General features: G+C 62.4%; 21 protein-coding genes. 15 read left to right on the forward strand and 6 right to left on the reverse strand.

Annotated features, from left to right (window positions below):
* Positions 1-142 precede the first annotated feature (142 nt).
* Both M2267_RS09290 and M2267_RS09295 read left to right on the forward strand, forming a co-directional pair.
* Positions 143-982, forward strand: coding sequence for a UDP-2,3-diacylglucosamine diphosphatase (locus tag M2267_RS09290; protein WP_043623860.1), 840 nt, complete (start codon positions 143-145; stop codon positions 980-982).
* A gap of 97 nt (positions 983-1079) precedes the next feature.
* Positions 1080-2300 carry an MFS transporter gene (locus M2267_RS09295; protein ID WP_429114168.1) on the forward strand — a complete coding sequence of 407 codons (1221 nt, stop codon included), beginning with the start codon at positions 1080-1082 and terminating at the stop codon, positions 2298-2300.
* Here the strand turns inward: M2267_RS09295 and dgcA are convergent.
* Entirely contained in the window at positions 2252-3235 is a 984-nt protein-coding gene (gene dgcA / locus M2267_RS09300; protein ID WP_429114170.1) for an N-acetyl-D-Glu racemase DgcA, read from the reverse strand. The two genes, M2267_RS09295 and dgcA, sit on opposite strands and share 49 nt — an antisense overlap.
* 260 nt (positions 3236-3495) lie before the next feature.
* Between dgcA and M2267_RS09305 the strand changes: the two genes are divergently transcribed.
* The 4 genes from M2267_RS09305 (at position 3496) to M2267_RS09320 (ending at position 7704) form a co-directional block, all read left to right on the forward strand.
* Positions 3496-4623, forward strand: coding sequence for an ABC transporter permease (locus M2267_RS09305; RefSeq protein WP_052202042.1), 1128 nt, complete (start codon positions 3496-3498; stop codon positions 4621-4623).
* Positions 4624-4636: 13 nt separating this feature from the next.
* Positions 4637-5455 (forward strand): ABC transporter ATP-binding protein, encoded by an 819-nt coding sequence (locus M2267_RS09310; protein ID WP_429114171.1) that lies wholly within the window; start codon positions 4637-4639, stop codon positions 5453-5455.
* A 177-nt stretch (positions 5456-5632) separates the two neighbouring features.
* A complete protein-coding gene (locus M2267_RS09315; RefSeq protein ID WP_043623847.1) occupies positions 5633-7003 on the forward strand; it encodes an MlaD family protein in 1371 nt (456 codons plus the stop codon).
* Between the two features lie 86 nt (positions 7004-7089).
* The gene (locus tag M2267_RS09320; RefSeq protein ID WP_429114173.1) at positions 7090-7704 is read left to right on the forward strand and encodes an ABC-type transport auxiliary lipoprotein family protein; all 615 of its coding nucleotides are present in this window, start codon (positions 7090-7092) and stop codon (positions 7702-7704) included.
* 18 nt (positions 7705-7722) lie between these two features.
* Here the strand turns inward: M2267_RS09320 and M2267_RS09325 are convergent, their stop codons facing one another.
* Positions 7723-7995, reverse strand: a complete 273-nt coding sequence (locus tag M2267_RS09325; protein WP_043623841.1) for a BON domain-containing protein — start codon at positions 7993-7995, stop codon at positions 7723-7725.
* Positions 7996-8148: 153 nt separating this feature from the next.
* Between M2267_RS09325 and M2267_RS09330 the strand changes: the two genes are divergently transcribed.
* Positions 8149-8325: a hypothetical protein gene (locus tag M2267_RS09330; RefSeq protein ID WP_156134261.1), complete on the forward strand. Its 177-nt coding sequence runs from the start codon at positions 8149-8151 to the stop codon at positions 8323-8325.
* Positions 8326-8452: 127 nt separating this feature from the next.
* Here the strand turns inward: M2267_RS09330 and hemF are convergent, their stop codons facing one another.
* Positions 8453-9364: an oxygen-dependent coproporphyrinogen oxidase gene (gene hemF / locus M2267_RS09335; protein WP_043623839.1), complete on the reverse strand. Its 912-nt coding sequence runs from the start codon at positions 9362-9364 to the stop codon at positions 8453-8455.
* A 209-nt stretch (positions 9365-9573) separates the two neighbouring features.
* Here hemF and M2267_RS09340 point away from each other — a divergent pair, with 209 nt between their 5' ends.
* Positions 9574-9834, forward strand: coding sequence for a hypothetical protein (locus M2267_RS09340; protein WP_077961089.1), 261 nt, complete (start codon positions 9574-9576; stop codon positions 9832-9834).
* Between the two features lie 83 nt (positions 9835-9917).
* Here the strand turns inward: M2267_RS09340 and M2267_RS09345 are convergent, their stop codons facing one another.
* Entirely contained in the window at positions 9918-10157 is a 240-nt protein-coding gene (locus M2267_RS09345) for a hypothetical protein (protein ID WP_429114175.1), read from the reverse strand.
* 51 nt (positions 10158-10208) lie between these two features.
* Positions 10209-10679, reverse strand: a complete 471-nt coding sequence (gene soxR, locus M2267_RS09350; RefSeq protein ID WP_043623833.1) for a redox-sensitive transcriptional activator SoxR — start codon at positions 10677-10679, stop codon at positions 10209-10211.
* 77 nt (positions 10680-10756) lie between these two features.
* Here soxR and M2267_RS09355 point away from each other — a divergent pair, with 77 nt between their 5' ends.
* On the forward strand, positions 10757-11332 hold the full coding sequence (locus M2267_RS09355; protein ID WP_429114177.1) for an NADPH-dependent FMN reductase: 576 nt from the start codon (positions 10757-10759) through the stop codon (positions 11330-11332).
* 73 nt (positions 11333-11405) lie between these two features.
* On the opposite strand, the gene M2267_RS09360 is transcribed toward M2267_RS09355, so the two are convergent.
* The gene (locus M2267_RS09360) at positions 11406-11867 is read right to left on the reverse strand and encodes a tRNA (cytidine(34)-2'-O)-methyltransferase (protein WP_429114178.1); all 462 of its coding nucleotides are present in this window, start codon (positions 11865-11867) and stop codon (positions 11406-11408) included.
* 482 nt (positions 11868-12349) lie between these two features.
* Here M2267_RS09360 and M2267_RS09365 point away from each other — a divergent pair, with 482 nt between their 5' ends.
* From M2267_RS09365 to M2267_RS09390, 6 genes are all read left to right on the forward strand, one after another.
* Positions 12350-14203 (forward strand): ABC transporter ATP-binding protein, encoded by a 1854-nt coding sequence (locus M2267_RS09365; RefSeq protein WP_429114180.1) that lies wholly within the window; start codon positions 12350-12352, stop codon positions 14201-14203.
* Between the two features lie 121 nt (positions 14204-14324).
* Positions 14325-16190 carry an ABC transporter ATP-binding protein gene (locus tag M2267_RS09370; protein WP_429114181.1) on the forward strand — a complete coding sequence of 622 codons (1866 nt, stop codon included), beginning with the start codon at positions 14325-14327 and terminating at the stop codon, positions 16188-16190.
* A 367-nt stretch (positions 16191-16557) separates the two neighbouring features.
* Positions 16558-17136 carry a ubiquinol-cytochrome c reductase iron-sulfur subunit gene (gene petA, locus M2267_RS09375; RefSeq protein ID WP_192446244.1) on the forward strand — a complete coding sequence of 193 codons (579 nt, stop codon included), beginning with the start codon at positions 16558-16560 and terminating at the stop codon, positions 17134-17136.
* 14 nt (positions 17137-17150) lie between these two features.
* Positions 17151-18431 (forward strand): cytochrome b, encoded by a 1281-nt coding sequence (locus M2267_RS09380; RefSeq protein ID WP_429114184.1) that lies wholly within the window; start codon positions 17151-17153, stop codon positions 18429-18431.
* A gap of 32 nt (positions 18432-18463) precedes the next feature.
* Positions 18464-19333, forward strand: a complete 870-nt coding sequence (locus M2267_RS09385) for a cytochrome c1 (RefSeq protein ID WP_043626068.1) — start codon at positions 18464-18466, stop codon at positions 19331-19333.
* A 606-nt stretch (positions 19334-19939) separates the two neighbouring features.
* Positions 19940-20323, forward strand: coding sequence for a hypothetical protein (locus tag M2267_RS09390; RefSeq protein WP_429114185.1), 384 nt, complete (start codon positions 19940-19942; stop codon positions 20321-20323).
* Positions 20324-20334: the final 11 nt, after the last annotated feature.

Consider the following 20334-nt stretch of genomic DNA (forward strand, 5'->3'; position numbering starts at 1 on the left):
CTTTTGGCATGAATTCGAAGCGAGGTACAGTTTTGCAGTGCTGATTTCGGCGGCAGACCGGCAACGCAATGTTGATGTCATCTTCTTGAAACACGAGTCTGGTTTCACGAAGGCACGAAGCGTAACCAGAGACGAGGCTGGCATGATGGCGGCGCAGCAAGACAACTCCGTACGAAAGCTCAGGACGTTGTTCATCTCGGATGTCCATCTCGGCTCCAAGGCGGCCAAGACCGACTATCTGCTCGACTTCCTGCGGCATCATGAAGCGGAGACGATCGTTCTGGTCGGCGACATCGTCGACGGATGGCGGCTGAAGCGCAGCTGGTACTGGCCGCAGAATTGCAACGACGTGGTGCAGAAGCTCCTGCGCAAGGCGCGCAAGGGCACCCGCATCGTCTATATCCCCGGCAATCACGACGAGTTCCTGCGCGACTTTCCAGGCGTGCATTTCGGCGGTATCGAGGTGGCGCAGCGCTACATGCACGAGGGGGCCGACGGCCGTAAGTACCTCGTGCTGCACGGCGACGAATTCGATGTCGTCGTGCGCAACGCGCGCGTACTCGCCTATCTCGGCGACTGGGCCTATGACACGGCGATCGCCATCAATATCGGCCTTGCGGCGGTCCGCAGGCGTCTCGGCATGCCCTACTGGTCGTTCTCGTCCTGGGCGAAGCTCCAGGTCAAGCACGCCGTCAACTTCATCGGCGAGTTCCAGAAGGTGGTCGCCGAAGAGGCGCGCCGCCACGATGCACAGGGCGTGATCTGTGGTCACATCCACCATGCCGTGATCGAGGAGATCGGCGACATCCGCTACATCAACACCGGCGACTGGGTGGAAAGCTGCACGGCGATTGCCGAGCACCACGACGGCACGATGGAGCTGATCACCTGGCACCAGATGCGCGGCGGCGCCAGCGAAGGCGAAGCATCCGGCGAAGCGGACAAGCTGCTTGCGCAACTGCTGACCCAGCGCGCGGCCTGATCTTCGCGCCGCACCGAAAGTCATGTCGCGAAAACTAGGTTATGGCGAGGCGCGCCCGCCTCGTGCTAGAGAGTGGGCACAGCCATCAGGTCAGACGATGATTCCCTCCCAAGCGCCCGCCTATGTGGGCCCTCCGCCGCGCCATTTTGCGCTTCGCATTGCTTTGCTCTTCTGTGCGCCGCTGATCGTCAACGGCTTCGCGATGCCGTATTTCCCGATGTGGCTGAGCACGCTGTCGATGAGCGACTTCGAGATCGGCGTCGTTCTGGCGCTGCCGATGTTCGTGCGCGTCATCACGGCTCCGATCGCCGGCGTCATTGCCGATAGGCTCGGCGAGCGGGCGATCGTGCTGATCTGGTCCGGTTTTCTGTCGCTCGCAACGGCGCTGGTGCTGTTCTACTTCCGTGAGTTCTGGCCGGTGCTGGTCATCTATACGCTGCAGTCGGCCGTCTATTCGCCCTATGTGCCGATCGTCGAGGCGATCGCTCTGTCAGGCGTGCGGCGCTGGGGCTTCGACTATGCGCATATGCGGCTCTGGGGCTCGGTCGCCTTCATCGGCGCGACGATGCTCGGCGGCTGGATGGTCGGCATTTTCGGCAGCGACATGGTGCTTCCGGCGATGGCGATCGGCTTTGGCCTGACGATCGTTATGGCCTATGCCGCGCCACGGGTCGGCAAGCCGCGGCGGCCGTCGCCGATCACGGCCTTGACCGAGCCACCGCCGAAGTCGCTTCGGCAGCTCGACCTGCAGCTGCTTTTGATCGGGGTGACGCTGGTCAACGCCAGCCACGCGATGCTCTTTGCCTTCTCGGCGATCTACTGGCAGCACATCGGCTACAGCGGTACCGAGATCGGGCTGCTCTGGAGCGCGGGCGTGGCGGCCGAGGTGACGATGTTCATCTTCGCCAAGGCGATCAGCCGCCGTTTCAGTGTCTGGGTGATGATCCTGTCCGGCTGTTTTCTCGCCGTGGTGCGCTGGATCATCTTCCCGATGGATCTTGGCTTCAGCGGCTATTTCATCCTGCAGTGCTTCCACGCCTTCACCTATGCGATCATGCACACCGGCATGCAGCACAAGCTGGTCGAGCGGGTGGTGGAATCACAGGAAGCGTCGGCCCAGGGGCTCTACTTCTTCTATACCGGCATCTTCACGGCGATCTTCACGTTCCTGTCCGGCTATTTCTACAACTGGTACGGGGTCAACGGCTTCTATTCCATGTCGGTCGTCGCCTTTGCCGGCTGCTGCTTTGCCGTCACCGCCTGGTATCTTCAGCCCCAGAGGCGCGGCTCCGGCGGGAAGACGAGCGACGCCTCGTAGCGCAGGCCAGGCTCACGATCTTTGGCAAGCAGCAGCGGTCCGTCGAGATCGACGAAATCCGCGCCCTGGGCCACCAGGATGGCCGGAGCCATGGCCAGCGAACTGCCGACCATGCAACCGACCATGACCTTGAGCCCGAGCGCATCTGCCTGCGCGTGCATGCGCAGCGCCTCGGTCAGCCCTCCGGTCTTGTCGAGCTTGATGTTGACCGCATCGTAGCGGCCGACGAGGGCTGCGAGGTCCTCGGTCGAATGCACGCTTTCATCGGCGCAGATCGGAACGGGGCGGGCGACCGTTGCCAGCGCCTCGTCTCGTCCGGCCGGCAGCGGCTGCTCGATCAGGTCGATCCGTTCCTCGGCGCAGAGCGCGAAGTGATAGGCGAGGGTCTCGGGCGTCCAGCCTTCGTTGGCGTCGAGGATGATGCGGCTTTCGGGTGCACCGGCGCGCACCGCACGGATCCGGGCGGCATCATCCGCCGTTCCGACCTTGACCTTGAGGAGCGCGCGGTGGGCGTACTTAGCCGCCTGTTGGCGCATCGCGTCGGGTTCGGCAAGTGAAAGCGTATAGGCCGTGGTCAATGCTTCCGGTGAAGAAACGCCGGCAAGAACATGGGCCGGTTGGTTTTTCTGCTTTGCTTCCAGGTCCCACAGGGCGCAATCGACGGCGTTGCGGGCGGCACCCGGCTTCATCTCGCGCTGCAGGTCCGCACGGCTGAGCCCGGCCTCGATGCGGGGACGGATGGCTGCGATTTCTGCCAGTACCGTGTCGAGCGTTTCGCCGTAGCGGCCGTAGGGAACGCATTCGCCGGAGCCGGTATGGACGCCATCGCCTATGCGGCAAGTGACGACGCTTGCCGTCGTCTTGGAGCCGCGCGAGATCGTAAACGTGCCCGCAATCGGGAAATGTTCCACGGCGGCATCGAGGGAAAGTGACATGAAAGCGTCTCCGGCAGGTAATCTGTTGGCCCGGCGTCATAGCGCCGCAACGTTCGGGTGACAGCAAAGGTGCGAGCCGTTATGACGGTGGAAGGATTTACGAATCTTTACACAGTCGTTGCCTCCGGTCGGACGCGCAACGCTCGCGGTAACACTTTAGGTCTGCTGCACAATCTTGTCCTCAAATCTATCGAGATCGGACGAGTTTTGCAGGGGCAAATCGGGATAACAGAAGACACGTGTCGCAAGCCGCCCGCAAGATGACCGCCGATGTCGCGCTGTCCGAGACTGGCAGCGGGCGAAGCTATGTCTTCACCGGTGCCTGGCGGCACGAGACCGCCGAGGCGATGGCGGCAAAGCTCGATGGCCTTGCGCGCAAGGGCGACGGGGCAGCCCAGTTCGATCTGTCCGGTGTGACGGCGATGGATACCGCAGGCGCCTGGATCATCCGCCGCTTCATGACCCGCATCGTCGGACCGTCGCGCGACAACGTTCATTTCGCCGAGGGCGGGCAACGCTATGTCGAGTTGATCGATGCCCTGCCGGCGGAGCTGCGTTCTCCGGACAAGGGCAGCGAACGGCTGCCGCTGTTCCAGCGCATCTTCGCCCCGATCGGCGAGGTCATGGCGGCGACGTGGGAAGATATCGTCGCGGCGATGTATATTCTGGGCTCCGCGGTGCGCGGTGCACAGCTGAAGCTTGGACGGCACAGCGGCGTCTCGCCGGCGGCGATCGTTCACCAGATCGACCGCATGGGCGTGATGGCGGTTCCGATCATCACGCTGATGTCTTTCCTGATCGGCGCCATCATCGCCCAGCAGGGCGCGTTCCAGCTGCGCTATTTCGGCGCCGAAGTCTTCGTCGTCGATCTCGTCGGCATCCTGCAGTTGCGTGAAATCGGCGTGCTCCTGACGGCGATCATGATCGCCGGCCGCTCCGGCAGCGCGATCACCGCCGAAATCGGCTCGATGAAGATGCGCGAAGAGGTGGATGCGCTGAAGGTCATGGGGCTGAGCCCGGTCGGCGTTCTGGTCTTCCCGCGCCTCGTGGCGCTGACCGTCGCGCTGCCGCTCCTGACGATCATCGCAAACTTCGCAGCTTTGGTCGGCGCGGCGCTCGTCGCCTGGGGCTATTCCGGCATCACCATCCCGACCTTCCTTGCGCGGCTGCAGGAAGCCGTCGATTTTTCGTCCGTCGCCGCCGGCATGATCAAGGCGCCGTTCATGGCGCTGATCATCGGCGTCGTGGCAGCCGTCGAAGGCTTGAAGGTGGGCGGCAGCGCGGAGTCGCTCGGCCGCCACGTGACGTCTTCCGTGGTCAAGTCGATCTTCGTCGTGATCCTGATCGACGGGCTGTTCGCCATGTTCTACGCGGCCATTGATTTCTGATGCGGAGAACAGCGTGAACCCAGTCGAAAAGAGGCACGAGGAATACCAGCCGACCGAGGCGAACGAGCGGGAGTCGGTGCTTTCCGTTCGCGACCTGACGGTCGGTTTCGGGTCCAACATAGTGCTCGACAAGCTGAACCTCGAGATCTACCGCGGCGAAATCCTCGGCTTCGTCGGAGCGTCGGGTACGGGCAAATCGGTGCTGATGCGCACCGTTTTGAGGTTGCTTGCGAAGCGGTCCGGCAAGATCGAGATCCTCGGCGCCGACTACGACAACATCACCGAGGGCGAGCGCATCGCGCTCGACATGCGCCTTGGTGTTCTCTTCCAGCACGGGGCGCTGTTTTCGGCGCTGACGGTGCGCGAGAACATCCAGGTGCCCATGCGCGAATATCTCGACCTGCCGCAAAGCCTGATGGACGAGCTGGCGCGGGTGAAGATCGAGCTGGTCGGTCTTGCACCGGAGGCGGCGGAAAAATACCCGTCCGAGCTTTCCGGCGGCATGATCAAGCGCGCAGCACTTGCGCGTGCACTGGCGCTCGATCCGGACCTGGTTTTCCTCGACGAGCCGACTTCGGGGCTGGATCCGATCGGGGCGGCCGAGTTCGACGAGTTGATCGCCAAGCTGCGCGACACGCTGGGATTGACCGTGTATATGGTGAGTCACGACCTCGACAGCCTCTTTTCGGTCTGCGACCGCATCGCGGTTCTCGGCAAGAAGAAGGTTCTGGTCGAAGGCACGGTTGAAGACATGCTCGCCTGCGACGATCCGTGGGTGCAGTCCTATTTCCGTGGCAAGCGGGCACGATCGATCGTTCGCCACGATCAATGACCGGAGCATCCGGCGTCAGGCGAACGGCCTGAAGCGGGTATGATCCGGAAACAAATGTTGGAGCCTTGCGCGATGCGTTCGTTGGACGCATCGCGCTCCGCAAGGTGCGGTTTTGACGCCCAGGTGTTGAGATCGAAGGAAGAGCCGGTGAAGCGGCCACGAAGGTAGTCGGTACGAATGGAAACGAAAGCGAACTACGCCATTGTCGGTTTCTTCACGGTGTTCGTGGTCGCGGCCGCATTCGGCTTCGTCTACTGGATGTCGCAGTATGGCCGAAGCGGCGAGATGATCGAGCTGGTGGTCAATATTCCGGGGTCGGCCAACGGCCTTTCGGTCGGCTCGCCGGTGCGCTTCAACGGCATTCCCGTCGGCACGGTTCGCAACCTCGCGATCGATGCCAACGACCCGCGCTATTCGATCGCATTGACCGAGGTCTCGGTCGATGCGCCGGTGCTGAAGTCGACCAAGGCGACGCTCGAAGTGCAGGGCCTGACGGGCGCTGCCTATATCGAGCTCAGCGGCGGTCACAAGGGCGACGAGAACATCCTGAAGACCGCGATCGAAAAGGGTACCCAGGCCCGCATCCTTGCGGACCAGTCGAGCGTTACCAGCCTGCTCGCCACGGCCGACCAGATCATGGATCGCGCCAACAGCGCCATCACAGATATCCAGGGCTTCGTGACCGACGTGCGCGGTCCGCTCACCAAGACGATCGGCAATGCCGAGAAGTTCTCCGACGCGCTTGCGAACAATTCCGGCGCGATCGACGATTTCCTCAAGAGCGTGACGGAACTCTCCGGCTCGGTCAGCGCGGCATCCAAAAAGCTCGACTCGACCCTCGAGACGGCCGAGACGCTCGTGAAGTCGGTGGACCCGAAGAAGATCGACCGCATCGTCTCGAATGTTGAGCAGATCAGCAACGACCTGAAGCAGGCTTCGGGCGGCGTTTCCGAGACCATCGCGGCTTTCCGGCAGACCGTGGAAACCTACGAGCAGTTCGGAAAGAACGCTCAGAAGACGCTGGAGCGGGTCGATACGCTGGTCGCTTCGGTCGACAAGCAGAAGGTGGAGCTCGTCGTCAACGACATCACCGCGGCGACCGCCGACGCTCGCAAGACCGTCGCCAACATCTCGCAGTTCGCCGCGAAGATCACGGCGCGCCAGCAGGACATCGACCGCACGATCACCGACGTGACGCAGCTCGCGAGCAAGCTGAACGCTTCGGCCAACCGGGTCGATAGCATCCTCGTCAAGGTCGACGGCTTCCTCGGCGACGCCGACGCGCCTTCGCTTTCGGCCGATGCCCGCGCGACGCTCGAGTCCTTCCGCAAGATGGCAGACAATCTGAACGCGCAGATCGGGCCGATCGCCGACAACCTTCGTCGCTTCTCGGGCTCGGGCCTGCGCGACGTCGAGGCGCTCGTCACCGATACGCGCCGCACGGTGCAGAGCCTGGAGAACACGATCTCCACGTTCGACAAGGATCCGCAGCGTCTTCTCTTTGGCGGTGAGACGGTAAAGCAATATGATGGCCGCACCCGACGCTGAGTCGGTGGGCACAGCCGGCGTGGGGCCGGGTGGTGTGTTTCGATCCGGAATGCGCCGAAGTTGTGTGGGACAAAGGTAACGGCAGTATGAGTTTTTCAGGGCTGGTGGGCGTGCGAGTAGCGGGAGCGTGGCGCTCCGCCCTGATGATCATGCTGGCAGCAGGACTTGCTGGCTGCGGTACCAAAGCGGTCAACGACACCTACAGTCTTTCGGCAAGGCCGGCCGTTGAAGGTCGTGCAGCCACCGGCAAGCAGATCCTCGTGCCGGAGCCCACGGCTCTGAAGGCGCTCGACAGCGATCAGGTCGTCATCCGCCTCTCCGGCGCGGAACTGCAATATCTCGCCAAGGCGCAGTGGAGCGATCGCCTGCCGAAGCTGGTGCAGTCGAAGCTCGTCCAGGCCTTCGAGGACACGGGCAAGGTCGGCGGCGTCGGCAAGCCCGGCCAGGGCCTGGCAATCGATTACCAGGTCATCACCGAAATCCGCGCCTTCGAGATCTCGACCGAAGGCACCGACGTGGCCAATGTCGAAATCTTCGCCAAGATCCTCAACGATCGCAACGGCACGGTGCGGGCGGCGAAGGCGTTTCGCGCCTCGGCTGCGGTGAGGGGCACGGGCAATACGGCATTCATCAACGCCATGGACCAGGCTTTCGCCACGGTTTCCGCAGAAATCGTCAGCTGGACGCTCGGTTCCATCTAGGGACGCCGAAGGCGTTCTCTATCGCGCGACGACCGTCTCGATCCGGTTGATCACTTCCGCGACGCCTTGCACGTGCCTGGCCGCCTCTTCGGCGCGCGCAACTTCGGCTGCTGTTGCCACGAAGCCGGCGAGCAGGATCGTGTTGCCTTTGCCGGTCACCGTGACGTCGGCGGCATCGAGGCCGGGCGTGACCGCCAGGAGATGGGCGACGCGGCGTTCCAGTTCCGCAGGGTGATCGGCCGCCTGCCGCTCCGGTTCGTCGCCGTAAAATGTGCGCTTCTTGAAGATCATCGTTTTCACCTCGCTCGACGAAAGTGAAACGCCAGACGGCGCGCTTTGTTCGCCTGTTTCATTCGAAACAGCGGGATGAGCCCGATCCGTGCGATGGCTCGCTTCAGGCGACGGGCGGCTCCGTCGCGGTTAAGTCACACGGGGATATACAAAATGCGCGGTTCTTGCTTCGCCATGGCTCTGGCGACGACGATGGCATTTGCCTTGGCCATACCGGCGAAGGCAGCGAACTACAGCTACGGCTGCAAGCCGAGCTGCGTCCTCAAGACCGAACGGGCCTATGGCGCCGACGGCAAGCTCTTCTGGAAGAAGGTGCGGATCTGCAAGTGATGTTGAATAAGCCCGGAACGGTTCAGGGAGCCGTTTTCCGCTGGGGCGCACGCTGCGCGTGATCCCGGAGAGAAGCGCGTCCGCGCGGCGCAAGCGCTTCTCTCATTCTTTGTGGTGCCGTTGAGCCTTACGGCCAGCGCACGACCGGGGGCAGGGACGACAGGATGGACTCGACATTGCCGCCGGTCTTCAGGCCGAAGATGGTGCCGCGGTCGTAGAGCAGGTTGAACTCGACATAGCGGCCGCGGCGTACCAGCTGTTCGTCGCGGTCGTCCTCGGTCCAGGGCGTATTGAAGTTGGTGCGGACGATCTTCGGATAGACGATGGCGAACGCCTTGCCGACATCACGGGTGAAGGCGAAGTCGGCGTTCCAGCCGCCTTGCTCTTCCGGGGAGTGCAGCCAGTCGTAGAAGATGCCGCCGGTTCCGCGCGCCTCGTTGCGATGCGGCAGGAAGAAGTAGTCGTCGCACCATTTCTTGAACTTGGCATGATCGGCGACGGCATGGCGGCCGCAGGTGATCTCCATCGCGCGGTGGAAGAGCTGGGTATCGGGATCCGTCATGACGCGACGGCGATCGAGCACCGGGGTGAGGTCGGCGCCGCCACCGAACCAGTTGCTGGTCGTCACGACCATGCGGGTGTTCATGTGAACCGCCGGCACGTTGGGATTGACCGGATGGGCGATCAGCGAAATGCCCGAGGCCCAGAAACGGGGATCTTCGGCAGCACCCGGGATCTGGCTGCGGAATTCCGGTGAGAATTCGCCGTAGACGGTCGAGGTGTGCACGCCGACCTTTTCGAAGACGCGGCCTTCCATCATCGACATGCGGCCACCGCCGCCCTTGCCGTCCTCACGGCTCCAGTCCTTGGCGACGAAGCGGCCGGGGGCGCGATCGGACAGCGGCCCTGTCAACTCGTCTTCAACCGCCTCGAAGGCGGCGCAGATGGTGTCGCGCAGCCCCTCGAACCATGCACGCGCCTCCGCCTTCTTGTCTTCGATGTCTGCGGGGAGCCCCTGGGGTAGCTGCGGTCGTTCCATGAAATTACGTCCTGTTGGCGGGATATCCCGATGAAATACCGCCGATTCGAGTGAAGTCGTCACAGTTCACACTTTGGCGCTGATGGCAACGGCGGTCCAGCCGCTTCGGCCACTCTGCCGCGGCGCGATCAGGCCGGTCAAACGCACGCGCACAAAGCTCTGGCAAAGGCTGGCTTGCCTCACTATCTTACAATCCAGAGGTATAGCCCATGGCAAGAATACCTGCAGGCCCGCCGCTCGATGGATTGCGGCGGCAGATCGCCCGGCATCGCCGGGACAATCCGACACGAGGCGATGGCCTTTTCGTGCGGGAAACCTTTCGGCTCGATCGCAGTGCTGCCCGCGCCAAGGCCCGGGAATGGTTCGACACCTGGCCGAAGGCCGCCTACTGGACCGAAGTGGAAAGCTGGCGACAGCTCGACGGCGACGAGATCGAGTTCACGATGCGCCGCCTGCCGAGCGCGGATTGACCCGTCGCCCTGCCGCTTTTTCAAAGCTAACCGGTCAAGTCGGTACACGCGGGAGTAACCTGCGCACCAAGGCGGAGCAACGCTCAAACGCGATCTCGATCCTGAAAATGGATCAGAATTTTTCCGAGAAGAATCAATAGATTAATGATCGCGGTCAGTCCAAGTATCACGGTCCCCAGGGCAAGCGCCAGGAATGTATTGACGACGCATTGCCGATCCCCTGGGGCGCAAGCGCGATCGTCAAGATAATAGAACCATGAGAACAGGATGAGGGCGAGAAGTGGGACGATTATCGCAACGCGACGTCTAAGTTCTGCCTTCACCTTCTTCTCCGCGCAATGACCATATTGGGGCGCCTCCGGTCGAGGCCGCCCTTAAGGGTGGCCGTCCTCATCCATGAGCCTTGGGCCAGCGCCTTCCATCGACAGCACGTCGTGCGGATTGCGCAGCGGACATTCACGCAAGGACAGGCAGCCGCAGCCGATACAGCCTGTTAGGTGGTCACGCAAAGCCATGAGGTTGGCGATGCGCTCGTTCAGCTGTTCGCGCCAAGTTTCGGACAATCTGCCCCAATCCTCGACCGTCAGCGGACGATCGTCCGGCAGCACCGACAAAGCGTCCTGGATTTCCGACAATGGTATGCCGGTGCGCTGCGCCACCTTGATGACCGCGACGCGCCTGAGCACGCCGCGCGGATAGCGGCGCTGGTTGCCGCGGGTGCGGTTGCTGCGGATGAGGCCCTTGGCCTCGTAGAAATGCAGGGTGGAGACGGCGACGCCGCTGCGCTCCGCCACTTCGCCCACGGTCAGTTCACGGCGCAATTCGCTTTGCTTCACAATCGTCATGACGGCTATTGACCTCAACTAATATTGAGGTTTTATAGCATTGGCTCCATGACTGAGACAACTGGAGCTTGATCCCCATGACTGAGAAAATGACCCTTGCCGTGATCTATGGCAGCGCGCGCCAGGGTCGCTTCTGCGACACGGTCGCCAACTGGCTGATCCGGGAACTTTCGGCTTCCGATACGTTCACGCTGACGATCATCGATCCGGCTAGGCTCAGGACGTCCCGGGGCCTTGGCGCCGCGGTCAATCCCGGCGAATGGCTGGAGCGCAAGATCGCCGAGGCCGATGCCTTCATTGTCGTCACCCCCGAATACAATCACGGCTACCCGGCGGCGCTGAAGGAGCTGATCGACTCGGTCTACGAGCCCTGGCATGCAAAGCCAGTCGCCTTCGTTTCCTATGGTGGCGCTTCGGGCGGCATCCGCGCAGTCGAGCAATTGCGCCAGGTGTTTGGAGAGTTGCATGCGGTGACGCTGCGCGACGGGCTGACCTTCCCCAAGGCTTGGTCGAAGTTCGACGCCGCCGGCAACCTCTACAAGCCCGAGGAGCTGCGCGCGCCGCTGTTTTTGATGATGGATCGCCTGACCTGGTGGTCGCGGGTGTTGAAGCAGGCGCGCAAGACCAAGCCTTACAACGAAGTCGCGGCTTGATGCGCCGCGTGTGAAAGGCGGCGGGATCTCAGAGGCTCGGACCGCCGCCATGGAGACGGCTATGGAATCGGTATCAGAGCGGCGAAACCTGCCGGATCGCTTCGCCGGCGATCATCGCGGCAGAGATGGCGATGTTCAGCGAGCGTTGGCCGTCGGCCATCGGAATGAGAATGCGGCCGTCGGCGCGCTCGTGCACGTGGTCGGGCACGCCGGCGCTTTCCCGCCCGAAAAGCAGGATGTCGTCCTGGCGGAAATCGTAGCGGGTATAGGGCAGGGCAGCCTTGGTGGAGGCGAGCACCAGGCGGCGTCCACTCGCAGCACGCCACTCCTCGAAGCGCTCCCAGTTGACGTGACGGGTCAGCGCCACCGATGCGATATAGTCCATGCCGGCGCGCTTCAGGTTGCGGTCGGAAAGGTCGAAGCCGGCGGGCTCGATCACGTCTACGCCAAGCCCGAGACAGGCCGCCATACGCAGGATCGTGCCGGTGTTGCCGGGAATGTCGGGCTGGTAGAGGGCGATGCGCAGATTGCTCATGGGGTCGTGGCTGCTCCGGGAGATAGGGGCGGAACGAATATCGATGGCGGCTCCTATCGCACCGAATGCATGAGCGATCCACCCTCGATCGAACGGCATGGCCGTCAATTTCAGGTCGCTCATTTTGCCCGCGCTAATCTGTGCCGAAACGGCAACAGCGGTCGGAGCGATGAAAAATTGGGCAAAAAAGTGCCTGCGACAATCTGGCATGCGAGCGCGAATAAGGGTAGAGATCGGACCTCTTCAACGCGAACCGACGGAGGCAAACATGAATGTATCGATGTTGACACGCCTTCCTGGAGTAGTGGGCCACCGTTTGGCCTGACCGGTTCCGCGACCTATCTTTTAACCGAGATCGACGCGCTTCCGGAACTCCGGAAGACGAAGCCCTTTGTGGGCTGCATTTCCGGACTGACTTTTTCATCATAAGAATGCGGGGCGAAATCCCGCTTTCCTTCAAAATACTCTGAAGGAGCAATGTTATGTTTGGCTGGTTTGAATCCCGCCTCAATCCTTACCCTGCGGAGGAACCGACGGTTCCGCCGAAGACCCTGTTCGGCTTCTGCTGGCACTATTCCAAGCCGGCGGCACCCTGGCTCGTCATCATGTCCGTCTGCACGGCGCTGATCGCCATTGGCGAGGTGGCACTGTTCCAGTTCCTCGGCAACATGGTGGACTGGCTGTCGAGCGCCGACCGCGAGAGCTTCCTTGCCGCCGAAGGCGGACGGCTGTTCTGGATGGGCGCGCTCGTCCTCATCGGCCTGCCGGGCCTGGTGGCGATCGATTCGCTGATCATGCACCAGGTGCTGCTCGGCAACTATCCGATGATCGCCCGCTGGCAGATGCACCGCTACCTGCTGCGCCAGAGCATGACCTTCTTTGCCAACGAGTTCGCCGGACGCGTGGCAACGAAAGTCATGCAGACGTCACTGGCCGTGCGCGAAACCGTGATGAAGATCCTCGACGTCTTCGTGTATGTCGTCAGCTACTTCGTCACGATGCTCGCCGTCGTCGCTACCGCCGACTGGCGGCTGGTGATCCCGCTCGGCATCTGGCTGGCGATCTACATCTGCATCGTGAGCTACTTTGTGCCGCGGCTGCAGAAGATCTCCAAGGAGCAGGCGGACGCGCGCTCGATGATGACCGGCCGGATCGTCGACAGCTACACCAATATCGGTACGGTCAAGCTGTTCTCGCATGCCGGCCGCGAGGAAGGCTATGCCCGTGACGGCATGGACGGCTTCCTCGACACGGTGCATCGCCAGATGCGCAAGGTGACGCTGTTTCATGTGCTGGTCTATGCCAACAACAGCATCGCGCTCTTTGCGATCGCCGCGCTTGGCATCCATCTCTGGCTGACGAGTGCGATCTCCGTCGGCGCGATCGCGATCGCCGTCGGCCTTGCGATGCGCATCAACGGCATGTCGCAGTGGATCATGTGGGAAGTCTCGGCGCTGTTCGAGAATATCGGCACGGTCTATGACGGCATCGGCATGATGACCAAGGCGCACGACATCGTCGACGAGCCGGACGCCAAGGCGCTGACAGCGGAGAAGGGGGCAATCGCCTTCGACAACATCCGCTTCCACTACGGCAAGGCCAAGGGCGTCATCGATCACCTCTCGCTCGACATCAAGCCGGGTGAGAAGATCGGCCTTGTCGGTCGCTCGGGCGCCGGCAAGACAACGCTGATGAACCTGCTGTTGCGCTTCTACGACCTGGAGGATGGCGCGATCCGGATCGACGGCAAGGATATCGCCACCGTCACGCAGGACAGTCTGCGCTCGCAAATCGGCGTCGTGACGCAGGACACCTCGCTCTTGCACCGGTCCATTCGCGACAACATCGCCTATGGCCATCCGGAAGCGGACGACGAGGCGATCATCGCGGCGGCCAAGAAGGCGAATGCCTGGGACTTCGTTCAGGGGCTCGAGGACAACCAGGGCCGCAAGGGCCTGGATGCCCAGGTCGGTGAACGCGGCGTCAAGCTCTCCGGCGGCCAGCGTCAGCGCATCGCGATCGCGCGCGTGTTCCTGAAGGACGCGCCGATCCTGATCCTCGACGAGGCGACCTCGGCACTCGATTCCGAAGTCGAGCAGGCGATCCAGGAGAACCTGTTCGCTCTGATGGCAGGCAAGACGGTGATCGCGATCGCCCACCGGCTGTCGACGCTGACGGAGATGGACCGGCTGGTGATCCTCGAGGCGGGCCGCATCGTCGAGACCGGTTCGCATGCCGAGCTCGTGGCCCATGGCGGTCTCTACGCCGATCTGTGGTCTCGCCAGTCGGGCGGCTTCATCGCCGACGATGTCGAGAAGGAAGAGGCAGCGGAGTAAGCAACCCAAGGCCCGCAGTTCGAATGAGCGGCGGGCCTCTTTCGTTAGACGTTACGCATTTGTAATCTGCAATTGTGTCGAAACCGATTGCTGTTGTCGCCGAACCGCCTATATCGGAACCATGCTCAGCGCCATCGTCAGCCTCTTCGAGAACTGGATCAAGCCCTTCGCACCGCGCGAGCGCCTGCAGCCGCCGAAATCGCTCTGGGGTTTTGCCTGGTTCTATGCCAGCCAGGCCAAAGGACCGTTTATCGCAATGGCGGTGCTCGGCGGCCTCGTTGCTATGCTGGAGGCGGGGCTCTTCTATTTCGTCGGCCGGCTCGTCGATCTGCTCGACACCGTGAAGCCGGAAGCCGGCTGGAGCGGTCTGATCGCCGCCAATGGGCCGGAACTCCTGTTCATGCTCTTGACGGTCATGGTCTTCCGCTTCGTCGCGGTGTCGCTGGCGGCGCTCGTTGAAGAACAGGCGATCACGACAGGCTTTTTGAACCTGGTGCGCTGGCAATCCTATGTGCATGTCGCCCGGCAGTCGCTGACCTTCTTCCAGAACGACTTTTCCGGCCGCATCGTCACCAAGGTCTGGGCCGGGGCACAGGCAACGAGCGACCTGCTCGTCTCCCTGCTGCAGGTCGTCTGGTTCATCGTCATCTACACCGCGTCGACCATGGCGCTGGTGGCGCAGCTCGACTGGCGCCTGGCGGCGATGGTCGGCTTCTGGATCGTCGTCTTCCTGGTGCTGGCGCGCTTTTTCGTTCCGCGCATCCGCAAGCACGCGCGCGATACCGCCGAAATGGCGTCGATGCTGAACGGCCGCATGGTCGATGCCTATTCCAACATCCAGACATTGAAGCTCTTCGGGCGCGACGAGGAGAACGACCGCTATATCCGCGGCGGCTTCGACCGGTTCCAGCGCGCGGTCATCCCGTTCACGCGGCTCTTGACGGCGGTGCGTGCTTCGCTGGCGCTGCTTTCCGGCCTGATGATCACGGCGATCGCGGTCTATGCCATCCATCTCTGGCTCGCGGGCTCGATCAGCTCCGGCGCGGTCGCTTTCACGCTGGCGCTGGTGCTGCGGCTCAACATGCTGCTCGGCCGCATGATGACGCAGTTCAATTCGATCATGCGCAACATCGGCACGATCCAGAACTCGGCCGAACTGGTCTCGCAGTCGATCGGTCTCGTCGATCGGCCGGACGCGACGGAGCTTGCCGTGAGCAAGCCGGAAATCCGCTTCGAACACGTGCGCTTCCACTACGGTAAGGGCGAGCGCGTCATCGACGACTTTTCTCTCGTCGTCCGTCCGGGCGAGAAGGTGGGCATCGTTGGCCGATCCGGCGCCGGCAAGTCGACGCTCGTCAATCTGCTGTTGCGCTTCTACGACCTTGAAAGCGGGCGCATCCTGATCGACGGGCAGGATATCGCGACCGTAAGGCAGGAATCGCTGCGCGCCCAGGTCGGCATGGTCAGCCAGGATACCTCGCTGCTGCACCGCTCGATCCGCGACAACGTCCTCTTCGGCCGCCCCGATGCGAACGAGGAGCAGCTGATCGCCGCGGCACGGAAAGCCGAAGCCTATGATTTCATCGCCGACCTTCAAGACCAGCGCGGCCACAAGGGGTTCGACGCCCATGTCGGCGAGCGCGGCGTCAAGCTTTCGGGCGGCCAGCGTCAGCGCATTGCGATCGCCCGGGTGATGCTGAAGGATGCGCCGATCCTCGTGCTCGACGAGGCGACCTCGGCGCTCGATTCCGAAGTCGAAGCGGCGATCCAGTCCAATCTCGATCGCCTGATGCAGGGCAAGACGGTGCTCGCGATCGCTCACCGGCTGTCGACGATCGCGGCACTCGACCGGCTGGTGGTGATGGACAAGGGACGGATCGTCGAACAGGGAACGCACGCCGAACTTGTTGCCCGCGGCGGGCTTTACGCCGGCCTCTGGTCACGCCAGTCCGGCGGATTTCTCGCCCGGGAAGAGGCGGCGGAGTAAGGCGCTCTTCGGACGCCTCCAGGCCCATCCGGCGGGTGCAAATTCCGCCTAACTGATGGCCGTCAAGTCCTTGTGCCAATTGGCCGCGCTTTTCCCCGCGACAATCTGCCCACATCCCCTTGTCAAGGCTGGACATAATTTGCGATCAAGCATAGAACGCGCCGGATTGACGGGGATTCTGCGTGCCGTGTGCGCGCCGATTCTTTTCGGATTCTGTGCCGATGTCGCATTTGCAACTGCAGGGCGACGGGGCGACAGCACTATGAATAGGGCGTGGTTCCTTGACCTGGATCAAACCGCAAGGGGCAGGAATTTCGCCGGGGGCGGATGCGGTTTCCGCAATATTGCGTGAGAGGATGGTTTAGCCGTGAGCGAACACGACACTTCAAGCGAGGCCTTGGGCGAGCCCACTCGCCGCGACTTCCTTTATCTGGCTACCGGTATGGCAGGCGTCGTTGGCGCTGGCGCCGTCGCCTGGCCGTTCATCGACCAGATGCGTCCGGATGCATCAACGCTCGCGCTCGCCTCGATCGAGGTTGACGTATCGAGCCTGCAGCCCGGTATGTCGCTGACCGCGAAATGGCGCGGCAAGCCGATCTTCATCCGCAACCGTACGGAGAAGGAAGTCGAGGAGGCAAAGGCCGTCCAGCTCGACGAGCTTAAGGACCAGGTTGCGCGCAACGCCAACCTTCCGGCCGATGCAACCGCGAGCGACCTCGATCGTTCCGCCGGCGAAGGCAAGGAAAACTGGATCGTCATGATCGGTTCCTGCACCCATCTGGGCTGCGTGCCGCTTGGCCAGGCCGGTGATTTCGGTGGCTGGTTCTGTCCCTGCCACGGTTCGCACTACGATACGGCCGGCCGCATCCGTAAGGGTCCGGCGCCGGAGAACCTTCACGTGCCGACCTTCTCGTTCGTATCCGACACAGTTATCAAGATCGGTTGAGGGGACTACTGATAATGAGTGCTGAACATTCAACCTACACGCCGACGACTGGCATTGAGAAATGGGTTGATTCCCGTCTGCCGTTGCCGCGTCTGATCCACGATAGCTTCATCAGCTATCCGGTTCCCCGGAACCTGAACTACGCCTACACCTTCGGTGCCATGCTCTCGGTCATGCTGATCGTCCAGATCCTGACCGGTATCGTGCTGGCCATGCATTATGCCGCCGACACCGCCGTTGCGTTCAACTCGGTCGAAAAGATCATGCGCGACGTCAACCACGGCTGGCTGCTGCGCTACATGCACGCCAACGGCGCGTCGTTCTTCTTCATCGCCGTCTACCTGCACATCGCCCGTGGTCTCTACTACGGCTCGTACAAGGCTCCGCGCGAAATCCTCTGGATCCTCGGCGTGGTCATCTACCTCCTGATGATGGCGACCGGCTTCATGGGCTACGTTCTGCCCTGGGGTCAGATGTCCTTCTGGGGCGCGACCGTTATCACCGGCTTCTTCACCGCCTTCCCGCTGGTGGGTGAGTGGATCCAGCAGTTCCTGCTCGGCGGCTTCGCCGTTGACCAGCCGACGCTGAACCGCTTCTTCTCGCTGCACTACCTGCTGCCCTTCATGATCGCCGGCGTCGTCGTCCTGCACATATGGGCCCTGCACGTAACGGGTCAGACCAACCCGACCGGCGTTGAAGTCAAGTCCAAGACCGACACCGTTCCCTTCACGCCTTATGCGACGCTGAAGGATGCACTCGGCGTTTCCGTCTTCCTGATCATCTATGCCTGGTTCGTCTTCTACCAGCCGAACTTCCTCGGCCATCCGGACAACTACATTCCGGCTGACGCGCTGAAGACGCCTGCTCACATCGTTCCGGAATGGTACTACCTGCCGTTCTACGCGATGCTGCGCGCCATCACCTTCAACATCGGCCCGATCGACTCCAAGCTCGGCGGCGTTCTGGTGATGTTCGGCTCGATCATCATCCTGTTCTTCCTGCCCTGGCTCGACACGTCCAAGGTCCGCTCGGCCGTCTACCGTCCGTGGTACAAGCTGTTCTTCTGGGTCTTCGTGGTCAACGCCATCCTGCTCGGCTGGCTCGGCTCGCGTCCGGCAGAAGGCCTGTACGTCGTGATGTCGCAGATCGGCACGCTGTACTACTTCGGCTTCTTCCTCGTCATCATGCCGGTCCTCGGCCTGATCGAAACGCCGAAGCGCATTCCGAATTCCATCACCGAAGCGGTGCTGGAAAAGCAGAATGCCAAGGCGCAGCCGGCCGCCGCGCGCGCCTGATCAGAACAGCGATTGATAAGGAACCCACAACAATGAAAAAGCTTGTTACAGGCATTCTGTCACTCGCTGTCGTCGCTGGTCTCGGTCTCGGTGCGGCTGTTGCCGAAGAGGCGAAGGGCGGCGAGGAGCATGGCGGCGGTACGCCCCACTATCCGATCCACAAGCCGGAACAGCAGGACTGGAGCTTTGCCGGTCCCTTCGGTCACTACGACAAGGGCCAGCTGCAGCGCGGCCTGAAGGTCTACACCGAAGTCTGTTCTGCCTGCCACTCGATGAACCTGGTTGCCTTCCGCACGCTGGAAGGCCTGGGCTACTCGGATGCACAGGTAAAGGCTTTCGCGGCGAACTACGAAGTCCAGGACGGCCCGAACGCCGACGGCGAGATGTACACCCGCAAGGCTGTCGCCTCCGACCACTTCCCGTCGCCTTACGCGAACAAGGAAGCGGCTGCCGCATCGAACAACGGTGCAGCTCCGCCGGACTTCTCGCTGATCGCCAAGGCACGCGGCATCGAGCGCGGCTTCCCGCAGTTCATCTTCGACATGTTCTGGCCCTACCAGGAAGGTGGCCCGGACTACATCCACGCGCTGCTGACCGGCTACCAGGATCCGCCGCAGGGCGTCGAAGTCGCTGAAGGCACGCACTACAACCCGTACTTCGCCAACGCTGCCGCGCTGGCGATGGCTCAGCCGATCTCCGCCGACCAGGTCACCTATGACGACGGCACGCCGCAGACGGTCGACCAGTACGCCAAGGACGTTTCGGCGTTCCTGATGTGGGCCGCCGAGCCGCACCTCGAAGAGCGCAAGCGCACCGGCTTCATGGTCATGGTGTTCCTGCTGATCTTCACCGGCCTGGTGTACCTCACCAAGAAGTCGGTCTACGCCAACAAGGAACATTGATCGGTTTCCGGCTCAGGCCGGTACGACCAAGACCCAACGAAAAGCCCCGGTTCGTCCGGGGCTTTTTGCGTTTCAGGGCCTCATGCAAGGCAGTGAGGAAGGCAACGCCGGTTCGGCGAAGCCCTATGTGCCTTGGCTCATGATCGGGGCCAAGCGGCACATACGCACCATCCTCCGCCTTTGAACGCGGAAACGCCACGCGGCCTCTGGCCCCGGCACATGAGGTGCCTCGTCGTCCGCCCAGCAAGGCAAGTCTCAGCTCCTCTCGCGGCTTCTGCAATCGTTTTCCAGACGGACCATCGGGCACGCGACCTATCGAGACTGTCCGCCGCCAGCCGTCGATAGATGTCGCCGTCGTATGCAAACGATTGTATTTGGCAAACGTTTGCACACGACCGAGTTCTCGCGTTCGGCCGACTGGGGTGACGTCGCCGGCTTGCAGCACAAACCGAGAGCCCTTCGGCAGAACGAGGGGTGACCGGCACTTGCTTCCGAGTGCCTGCGCGCCTCGTGGGCGCGTTAATCACGTCTGCGTTCTAGGTTGCACCATCCGGATGCGGCGTCGTATTCGGATTTGTCGTTTTCTGTTTAAGAGGTTGAAACCCAATGTATATTTCGCGCAAACGCCTGGCGGTCGCCGTCGCGATCGGCCTGGCCTTCGTTCCCGGCATCGCGCAGGCGGAAAGCTATTCGGCGCTCACCAAGCAGGGCTACACCACCGGAAAGCTCGCCAGAGGCAAATCCGGCGCCTGGGGCTGGGTTGTCGGCAATGGCGAGAGGACGTTCTTTTGCCGGCTCAACGTCGCCTCGGCCTATGTGAACAAGAAGGAGATGGTGAGCTTCGCCGCAAGCGGCCGCATGCTCAAGATCGACCGTGCGACCTATGACGGCGCGCTCGGCGGACCGGACCCGAACAAGCCTTACCTGAAAGATCTGCAGGCGGGCCGGGTCAAGCCCGCCGATGTCGGCGGCTGCTCGCCGCTGCGCTGACTGGTCGGATC

Source organism: Ensifer sp. KUDG1, from assembly GCF_050434285.1.
Lineage (GTDB): Bacteria > Pseudomonadota > Alphaproteobacteria > Rhizobiales > Rhizobiaceae > Ensifer.

Excerpts from the sequence above, each read along its gene's own strand:
- M2267_RS09290 (WP_043623860.1), top strand. The coding sequence starts at position 143 with ATGATGGCGGCGCAGCAAGACAACTCCGTACGAAAGCTCAGGACGTTG.
- M2267_RS09295 (WP_429114168.1), top strand. The coding sequence starts at position 1,080 with ATGATTCCCTCCCAAGCGCCCGCCTATGTGGGCCCTCCGCCGCGCCAT.
- dgcA (WP_429114170.1), bottom strand. The coding sequence starts at position 3,235 with ATGTCACTTTCCCTCGATGCCGCCGTGGAACATTTCCCGATTGCGGGC.
- M2267_RS09305 (WP_052202042.1), top strand. The coding sequence starts at position 3,496 with ATGACCGCCGATGTCGCGCTGTCCGAGACTGGCAGCGGGCGAAGCTAT.
- M2267_RS09315 (WP_043623847.1), top strand. The coding sequence starts at position 5,633 with ATGGAAACGAAAGCGAACTACGCCATTGTCGGTTTCTTCACGGTGTTC.
- M2267_RS09320 (WP_429114173.1), top strand. The coding sequence starts at position 7,090 with ATGAGTTTTTCAGGGCTGGTGGGCGTGCGAGTAGCGGGAGCGTGGCGC.
- M2267_RS09325 (WP_043623841.1), bottom strand. The coding sequence starts at position 7,995 with ATGATCTTCAAGAAGCGCACATTTTACGGCGACGAACCGGAGCGGCAG.
- M2267_RS09330 (WP_156134261.1), top strand. The coding sequence starts at position 8,149 with ATGCGCGGTTCTTGCTTCGCCATGGCTCTGGCGACGACGATGGCATTT.
- hemF (WP_043623839.1), bottom strand. The coding sequence starts at position 9,364 with ATGGAACGACCGCAGCTACCCCAGGGGCTCCCCGCAGACATCGAAGAC.
- M2267_RS09340 (WP_077961089.1), top strand. The coding sequence starts at position 9,574 with ATGGCAAGAATACCTGCAGGCCCGCCGCTCGATGGATTGCGGCGGCAG.
- soxR (WP_043623833.1), bottom strand. The coding sequence starts at position 10,679 with ATGACGATTGTGAAGCAAAGCGAATTGCGCCGTGAACTGACCGTGGGC.
- M2267_RS09355 (WP_429114177.1), top strand. The coding sequence starts at position 10,757 with ATGACTGAGAAAATGACCCTTGCCGTGATCTATGGCAGCGCGCGCCAG.
- M2267_RS09360 (WP_429114178.1), bottom strand. The coding sequence starts at position 11,867 with ATGAGCAATCTGCGCATCGCCCTCTACCAGCCCGACATTCCCGGCAAC.
- M2267_RS09365 (WP_429114180.1), top strand. The coding sequence starts at position 12,350 with ATGTTTGGCTGGTTTGAATCCCGCCTCAATCCTTACCCTGCGGAGGAA.
- M2267_RS09370 (WP_429114181.1), top strand. The coding sequence starts at position 14,325 with ATGCTCAGCGCCATCGTCAGCCTCTTCGAGAACTGGATCAAGCCCTTC.
- M2267_RS09380 (WP_429114184.1), top strand. The coding sequence starts at position 17,151 with ATGAGTGCTGAACATTCAACCTACACGCCGACGACTGGCATTGAGAAA.
- M2267_RS09385 (WP_043626068.1), top strand. The coding sequence starts at position 18,464 with ATGAAAAAGCTTGTTACAGGCATTCTGTCACTCGCTGTCGTCGCTGGT.
- M2267_RS09390 (WP_429114185.1), top strand. The coding sequence starts at position 19,940 with ATGTATATTTCGCGCAAACGCCTGGCGGTCGCCGTCGCGATCGGCCTG.